This is a genomic window from Pseudochrobactrum sp. AO18b (assembly GCF_000409565.1).
In the GTDB taxonomy this organism is placed as follows: domain Bacteria; phylum Pseudomonadota; class Alphaproteobacteria; order Rhizobiales; family Rhizobiaceae; genus Pseudochrobactrum; species Pseudochrobactrum saccharolyticum.
Map to the genome: position 1 here is coordinate 1 of NZ_ANNO01000089.1, position 8,410 is coordinate 8,410.

Genomic DNA, 8,410 nt, shown 5'->3' on the forward strand with positions numbered 1-8,410 from the left:
TCATCATAGGCTTTCATTTCCGGTTTTGTTGCCGAGCAGCGGCTGTCGGCAAAGGCACAACGCGGATGGAAAGTACAACCCGAAGGTGGTTTCAGCGGGCTTGGTACTTCGCCACCACCGATCACACGGTCACGATGCGGTTCGGCAATATTCGGGATCGTTTCCAAAAGCAGGCGTGTATAAGGATGTTTTGGATCGGAAAACAGGGTTTCCGTGTCCGCTTCCTCAACAATCCGCCCCAGATACATCACCGCAATACGATCCGACATATGACGGACAACGCTCATATCATGGCTGATGAACAGGAAGGTCAGACCAAGCTCATCCTGAAGCTTGCGCATCAGGTTGAGAATTTGCGCCTGCACAGAAACGTCCAAAGCCGAAGTCGGCTCGTCGCAGACCAGAAATTCCGGCTCACCGGCAAGTGCACGGGCAATCGAAATACGCTGGCGCTGACCGCCGGAAAATTCATGCGGGAATTTCTTGCCGTCCGATGGTGCAAGACCAACGATTTTCAGCAATTCTTCCACACGGTCATTGATCTCGGCCTCGGTCTTGCGCAGCTTCAGTTCACGCAGCGGTTCAGCAATAATGCTGTGCACCCGCCAGCGCGGATTGAGGCTGGCATAAGGATCCTGAAAGATCATATGTGCCGACAGCGGCGCACCGTTTTTGGACGGTGCAAAACGAATTTCGCCATTGCTCGGACGGTAAAGACCGGTCACCAGACGCGCCACGGTGGACTTGCCGCAACCGGATTCACCAACGAGGCTCAAACACCCGCCCTGCGGCACGCTGAAACTGATATCATTGACCGCATGCAGCATCTGGCGCGGTTTGCGCTCGATCACACGATTGAGCCATGGCGCGGAAACATCGAAGCAGATGCTTAAGTCTTTGACTTCAAGCGCGGCAGGTGACTGTTTCATAACAATATCATTCATCAGGCAGCTCCCGCATTGAGCCAGCAGGCACTGACGCCTGATCCGCCGGCGACCGGCATCAGATCAGGCCGTTCCTTATGGCAACGGTCAAAGGCTTTCACGCAACGCGGATTAAAGGCACAACCGCTCGGAATAGCATCGAGACGCGGCATGGAGCCGTCAATCTGGTTGAGCCGTTCCACACGTTTACCGAGCGCCGGAATGGAGCTCATCAAACCGCGCGTATACATATGGCTCGGATTTTTCAGTACGGTTTCAACGGGGCCGTTTTCCACCAGACGTCCGGCATACATCACCGCCACACGGTCAGCAGTTTCCGCAATCACGCCCATATCATGGGTCACCAGCATTACCGCTGTGCCATGTTCTTTGCAGAGGCGACGCAAAAGCGAAGTGATCTGCGCCTGAATAGACACGTCGAGCGCGGTTGTCGGCTCATCCGCGATAATCAGCTTCGGTTCTGCGGCCAGCGCCAGTGCAATCACCACACGCTGGCGCATACCGCCGGAGAACTGGTGCGGATAATGATTGATCCGGTCTTCCGGTGCGGGAATACCCACTTCTTTCAGAAGCGAAATCGCCCGTTCCAGCGCCTGTGTGCGATTTAAGGCTAAATGCTGGGTAATGGTTTCCACCAGCTGCGATCCGATTGTGAAAAGCGGATTGAGTGAGGTCAGCGGGTCCTGAAAAATCGCACCGATTTCACGGCCACGGATTTTCTGCATTTCTTTATCGCTGAGATTATCAATGCGGCGGCCATTGAGCAAAACTTCACCACCGGCAATATGCCCCGGCGATTCAAGCAAGCCCTGTACAGCCAGACCGGTCATGGATTTACCGGCACCGGATTCACCAACCACGCCAAGAATTTCTCCCGGCATAATCGACAGGCTGACATCGGACAAGGCAGTCAGTGTGCCGCGTCTGCCCGGAAAATCCACCCGCAGATTTTTGACCTCAAGGGTCGGTTTATTGGATGAGGTATCTGCCATATTATGCTTCCTCTCCATGTTTGCCTGCCAGCGGATAGCTCGGCGGGAAAATCTCTGATACCGGCGGATTATTGTAGGAACGCTCAGGATATTTGGCGATCAGGCCGTCATATTGCGCCTGCGCCTGTGCGCGTGCTGCCTGCATATCAATGCCTGCAACTTCACCGTGACGCATCGACAGACGACCATCGACAAACACGGCTTTGGTGACTTTTCCGGAACCGCCGGTAACCAGCGTGGTGATCGGATCAATGCTTGGCGCCATGAATGTATCATCAAGACCGAACACAGCAATATCTGCCTTGGCACCCGTCTGCAGGCGACCAAGATCATCACGATCCAAGGCTTTGGCACCGCCCAGTGTGGCAGCATCAAACAGATCAGCGCAGCGGATGCTCTCCGGCGTACCGTCATTGATACGGCAGGTAATCAACCCGATCAGCAGGTTCATCAGCATATCGGGCGGTGTGGTGTCGGTGCCCATAGCAATATTGATGCCACGCTTTTTCACACTGGAGAACGACTTCAATGTGCTGCCGCCACGGGCTGAAACCAGCGGACAATGAATGATCGACACATTATTTTGCGCATAAAGTGTCAAGTCTTCATCAGTTGCATTGGTGGCATGAGGAGCAATAATCCGGTCATTGAGCACGCCAAGGCTGTTGAGCCAGACCGGAGCAGTGGTGCCGTGAAGGCTGCGCACGGTTTCCACTTCCATCTGACCCTGCGCCATATGCAAACGGATTTTGCAATCCAGCTCACGCGCCACATCCTGTGTGCGCTTCAACAGATCAGCGGTGCAGGTTTCGACACGATCCGGCGCCAGCATACCACGTACCAGATCACCATGACGGCCATTCTGACGGGCAATATAATCAGCCGCATCTTTAAGACCGGCAAAACCGCGCTCTTCGTTAAAGACCGGTACAATCTTACCCGGTTCCGCCAGCATCATGCCGCCGGAACGGTAAGCAGGGCTTAAGTAAACACGCAGGCCGAGATCACCGGCCGCATCCGCTGCCGCATCAAATTCCGCAACGGTTTCACCCCATTCGCGGTAGAACAGCGAGGCAATCGGTGCCGCTGTGGTGATACCGTTTTGCAGCAGCTGGCCGAAAGCAAAACGCTTCTGGAATGCCAGCTCGTCCTGACTGTACATTTCATAAGGGCCGCTCTCGATATAGGATTTCGGCCAGACACGGCCTTTCGCCCAACCCGGATGATGGTCGATACCGAGAATGGTCGTGTCGAGATCAGACAGTGCATCGAGGTCAATCAGACCCGGACTGATGAGCGCGTTGCCGAGATCAATACGGCGGGCAACCTCACCGGCAAAATCGTGACCGACAAACAGCACCGTGCCGTCTTCGATCACCACTTCACCGTTTTTATACAGGCGATGCTGGCCATCAATATGCCCAAGCACCCATTGTGCTGTGAGCAGTGTGCGCCCCTCAGGACGCGCGCCCAGTTTCAGGCTTTCAAGTGCAGTGAATTGTGTCTTGTCAGTCATGGCATTTCCACCACTGCTTTACCGTTACGAGCAGTAACGCGGCCGCCTTTAATCACCAGCGGGCGTGGTGCCACATCAACAACGGCATGAGCCAGTGTCTGGCCGGTGAGCAATGTCATGTCAGCTTTGCAACCAACATCCAGACCATAGCCTTCCAGCTGCATCACATCAGCACCACCCTGCGAGCAGATATGCAGCACATGTTCCAGATCAACGTCACGGCGCAGGCCGTTTTTCATGCCGATTACTTTGGCACGGTCGATCATATCCGGCTGACCCCACGGGCCCCATGTGTCACGGATACCATCGCAACCGGCACCCATGCGGATACCCGCTTCTTTGAGGCGCAGCACGGACGGAACCGGAACAGAAGGCGCGCCGGTGGTAAGAATGGCAACATCCAGCTCTGCCAGCTGCTCAAGCAGGCTTGAGACGCGCAGATAATCATTGGCACCGAGTGTGAAAGCGTGGCTGATTGCGACTTTACCCTGCATGCCAGTGGCACGGATACGCTCAAAGATCAGTTCCATGGTGAAAGCACCGAGCTCACCCAGTTCGTGCAGGTGAATATCGATCGGCTTGCCATGTTTTACAGCCAGCGCAAACAGTGCATCCAGCTGTCCTTTCGGATCACGGTCGATACCGCAAGGATCAATACCGCCCAGCACTTCACAGCCCTGTTTCAGCGCTTCATCCAGCAGTTCCAGTGTACCCGGCATCACCATCAGACCAGACTGCGGGAAAGCCACGATTTCGATGTCGATCAGGTCTTTGAGTTTCTCGCGGGTTTCAAACACGCCTTCGAGAATTTTCAGACCATGGGTCGTATCAATATCCACATGGCTGCGGATATGGCTGGAGCCGTGAGCAATCAGGCCGATTGCATGGCGCATCGACTGAATATGCGGATCGAGACCGATTTCAAGACGCTTTTCACGTTCAAAATCAATACGCTCACGCAAACTTGCCTGCTTGCCGTTCACATGCCAGTCGAGACCCCAATTGGTTTTATCCAGATGGGTATGGGCATCAATCAGACCAGGGATAACAATATGTCCCTGACCGTCTTCAACAGCCACACCTTCCGCACTGAGATTGGTTCCGTATTCAGCGATACGACCATTACGGATCAGAATATCGGTGACAGCACCTGCCTGCGGGCGCACATTGCGCAACAAAAGATCAGACATAAATTTTACCTCAGTTTTGGATTAAGGGCATCGCGCAGCCAGTCGCCGAGCACGTTGACAGAAACAACGAGCAGACAGAGCTGCAGAACAGGGAAAACGGTGATCCACCACAGGCCGGAGAACAGGAACTGGTTGCCCAGACGGATCAGTGTGCCAAGGCTCGGCTGGCTCGGCGGCATGCCGATACCAAGGAAGGAGAGCGTGGCTTCAGTGAGAATTGCCATACCGAAATTCAGCGTCGCTGCCACAAGGATCGGCGTCAGCGTGTTCGGCAGAATGTGATACATCATGATGCGGCGTGCAGGCACCTTGAGCAGACGCGCAGCCTGAACATATTCCTTGGAGCGCTCAACAATGGTCTGCGCACGCACGGTACGGGCATATTGCACCCAGCCGGACAGAGTAATCGCCAATACCAGAACACCGGCAGCCGCATAATCACGCAGATCGGCAGGCAGCATCTGGCGCACCACGGCGCTGACCAGAATAGCGATCAAAATGGTCGGGATTGAGAGGAGCACATCACCGATACGCATCAGCAGATTGTCGATAATGCCCTGCATATAACCGGCGATCAGACCAAAGCTTAAGCCCACTATCAGCGACAGCACAACGGAAGCCACACCGATCAGGATGGAGATACGCGAGCCATAAAGAATGGCGGAGAGAATATCGCGCCCCTGTGTGTCTGTACCCAGCAGATAAGGCCACTGACCGTCAGCACTCCAGATCGGCGGCAGTTCGGAATTCCACAAATCAAGCTGTGCCGGATCAAACGGATTTTGCGGTGCAATCAGCGGCGCGGCAAAAGCTGTCACGATCATGAAAAACAGCAGAAAGGCTGCAATCATTGCCGGTTTATTGCGGGTGAATGACCACCAGAGATCACTGTCGCGCATACGCTGCCAGCGGCTAAGCGGTTTCACAATCGGGGCGTTTATTTTGTCTGTCATGTCTGCCCCTTAACGTGTAGCGGCGCGCAGGCGCGGATCAATCACAGCATAGGTGATATCAACAAGCGTATTCAGCGCAACAAAGATGAAAGAAACAATGCAAAGATAGGCGGCCATTACCGGAATATCGATGAATGTCACAGCCTGAATGAACAGCATTCCCATACCCGGCCACTGGAACACAGTCTCGGTAATCAGCGCAAAAGCGATCAGGGAGCCAACATTCATCGCGGTCATGGTTACAACCGGCATTAAGCAGTTGCGCAATGCATGGCGGAAATAGATGCGGTAACGCGGAATACCACGGGCGCGGGCGAATTTGACAAAATCGGAACGCAGGGTTTCCAGCATTTCAGCACGTACCAGACGCATAATCAGCGTAATCTGATAGAGTGACAATGCAATGGATGGCAGGATCAGCGCCATGCGTCCGGAATGGGTGAGGAAGCCTGTCGACCACCAGCCGAGCTGCACGACATCGCCGCGACCAAAGGCAGGCAGCAAACCAAGACTTACCGAGAAGACGAGAATAAGCAGAATACCGACTACAAAACTCGGCAAAGACACGCCGATAATCGAGGCGAACTGGAACAGTTCCGTATACCATTTGCCACGATGGATGGCCGTAATCACCCCCATCGGAATACCGATAATCAGCGACAGCAGCGTGGCGACAATCACCAGCTCCATCGTTGCGGGAAAGCTCTCGGCGATCAGTCCCAGCACTTCCTGACCGTTACGATAGGAAATACCGAAATTGCCCTGAACAGCATCGCTGACAAATCGCGCATATTGCGTGATAAAACCGTCATTCAGCCCCAGACGCTCGCGCAGATTGTCACGGTCGATCTGGCTCATCTGTTCATTGGCCATCAGTTCAACAGGATCGCCCGCAAAACGGAAAATCATGAAAGCCAGCAATGCCACGGCGAGCATAACCATCGCCGCATTTGCCAGTCGCTTGATTATAAATACAAGCATTCAGTTCCCTCTCCCAAGGATAATCATGCTATGCCGCAATCTGTATGACCGCGGCATAGCTAAATTCGTTATTTCTTCAGAACAGTCAGCCAGTGACGCGGCTTGTTATCAGCCTGCTGGACAACGCTTTCCACTTTGTCGGTGAGAACCCATGCAATCGGCTGCTGGTGCAGCGGCAACTGGATGATTTCTTTTTTGACGATTTCCAATGCCTGTGTCTGTAAGGCCAGACGCTTCTCACGATCCATTTCCGTGGAAGCTGTTGTCACCAGCTTGTCCAGTTCCGGATAGGACCAGCCGCCCCAGTTGAACACACCGGCAACGCCGGATTTGGTCTGGATGACCTGCATCAGAATAGAATAGCTGTCGAGCATCGGCTCATTCGCCCAGCCGAGAATATAGGCATCAGCCTGACCGGCTGTACGCTTTGGTGCCTGTACGGCTGTCGGCCCGATATCCAGCGACGGTTTGAAACCGGCACGGGTCAGCATGGAAACCATGCCGTTGCACAGTTCTTCTTCATTCAGATAGTTTTCATAGGTGCAGACCAGCGTGAACGGGAAACCTTCCGCGCCGTTCTCCTTCAGCAGCGATTTCGCCTTGTCTACATCATAGCCGTAGAGCGTATCCAGCTCCGGAACATAGCCCGGAATTTCCGGTGCAATAATCGTACCGGCATTACGGGATTTATCACGCATGATGCGCTTTTTAATCAGATCCATATCCAGCGCATGGGCAAAGGCCTGACGCACGCCCAGCTTGTTGAACTGGTTTTCATCACCGTTGTGCAGCTTCTCACGACGCTGGAAACCGACAAATACAGTGCGCAGATCGGTGCGCTCCATCAGGCGAAGACCCGGAGCTGAAGCCAAACGCGCCAGATCCTGTGTCGGTGCGGATTCAGAGAAATCCACATCGCCGCCAAGCAGAGCTGCTACACGGGTTGCTGCAGAGGTAATCGGGGTAAATTCGATCTTGTCGATATTATGCTGCGGCTTATCCCACCAGCCTTCATTTTTCAGCAGGATGGTTTTGCTGTCCGGCACGCGGCTTTCCAGCTTGAACGGGCCGGTACCATTGGTGTTATAGGTCGCATAACCTTCCTTCTGCCCGCCCACATCGGTCGGCAGCAGGGAATCGTTCTTCACCAGCCAGTTTTCATCAAACATATGAATATTGGTCAGGTCGTTAAGCAGCAGCGGATAAGGGCCGGTCAGCTCGATATCGATTGTATAATCGTCAACAATTTTAGCAGATTTATAGGCCGGCAGATTGCCACGCAGCGGCGATGTCGGGTGGCTCACACGGGTGAGTGAGGCCAGAACGTCTTTAGCGGTGAAATCAGCACCGTCATGAAACTTCACATCTTTGCGCAGATTAAAGCGCCATGTGTTTTCACCGACAACTTCCCAGCTGGTTGCAAGGGACGGCTCGATCTTCAGATCGGCATTATAGCGCACGAGCCCTTCATAAATGTGGCTGAGAAAGGCAATCGTATAACTGTCGCCGTAGGAATAAGGATCCATCGAATAGACATCATGCGCTGCGCCCCAGCGCAAAGTCTCAGCAGAAGCAATATGCGCGGTATGACCTAATGCGAAAGCCATCAGACCCGCGAGGATCGATTTTCTGAATTTCATGAATTTGTTCCCCAAAAAAGACAACCGGCTCTTCACTCTTGATGGTGTTTTGTCCGGACGGGGAGAGTGTGTGGAATTCAGATTTCATTGTCAACTAAATTGTCGACATATTTTTTTACAAAATATTAGTGCAAACAGATAATATCGGGGAAAACCTGATCCAAAAACAGAAACAGCGCCTGCAAATGAACCTT

At 53.6% G+C, this 8,410-nt stretch carries 7 protein-coding genes; all 7 read right to left on the reverse strand.

Annotated features, from left to right (window positions below; all coding sequences use genetic code 11):
• Window positions 1-944, reverse strand: a 944-nt coding sequence (locus tag A918_RS0104080) for an ABC transporter ATP-binding protein (protein ID WP_022709819.1), incomplete at its 3' end; no start/stop codon positions are given.
• On the reverse strand, window positions 944-1,936 hold the full coding sequence (locus A918_RS0104085) for an ABC transporter ATP-binding protein (RefSeq protein ID WP_022709820.1): 993 nt from the start codon (window positions 1,934-1,936) through the stop codon (window positions 944-946). The genes A918_RS0104080 and A918_RS0104085, both read right to left, overlap by 1 nt.
• 1 nt (window position 1,937) lies before the next feature.
• On the reverse strand, window positions 1,938-3,452 hold the full coding sequence (locus tag A918_RS0104090) for an amidohydrolase family protein (protein WP_022709821.1): 1,515 nt from the start codon (window positions 3,450-3,452) through the stop codon (window positions 1,938-1,940).
• Window positions 3,449-4,642, reverse strand: a complete 1,194-nt coding sequence (locus A918_RS0104095) for an amidohydrolase family protein (RefSeq protein ID WP_022709822.1) — start codon at window positions 4,640-4,642, stop codon at window positions 3,449-3,451. The genes A918_RS0104090 and A918_RS0104095 overlap by 4 nt, the downstream gene beginning before the upstream one ends.
• A 5-nt stretch (window positions 4,643-4,647) precedes the next feature.
• Window positions 4,648-5,595: an ABC transporter permease gene (locus A918_RS0104100; RefSeq protein ID WP_022709823.1), complete on the reverse strand. Its 948-nt coding sequence runs from the start codon at window positions 5,593-5,595 to the stop codon at window positions 4,648-4,650.
• Between the two features lie 9 nt (window positions 5,596-5,604).
• On the reverse strand, window positions 5,605-6,576 hold the full coding sequence (locus A918_RS0104105) for an ABC transporter permease (RefSeq protein ID WP_022709824.1): 972 nt from the start codon (window positions 6,574-6,576) through the stop codon (window positions 5,605-5,607).
• Window positions 6,577-6,644: 68 nt separating this feature from the next.
• Entirely contained in the window at window positions 6,645-8,216 is a 1,572-nt protein-coding gene (locus A918_RS0104110; RefSeq protein WP_022709825.1) for an ABC transporter substrate-binding protein, read from the reverse strand.
• Window positions 8,217-8,410 lie beyond the last annotated feature (194 nt).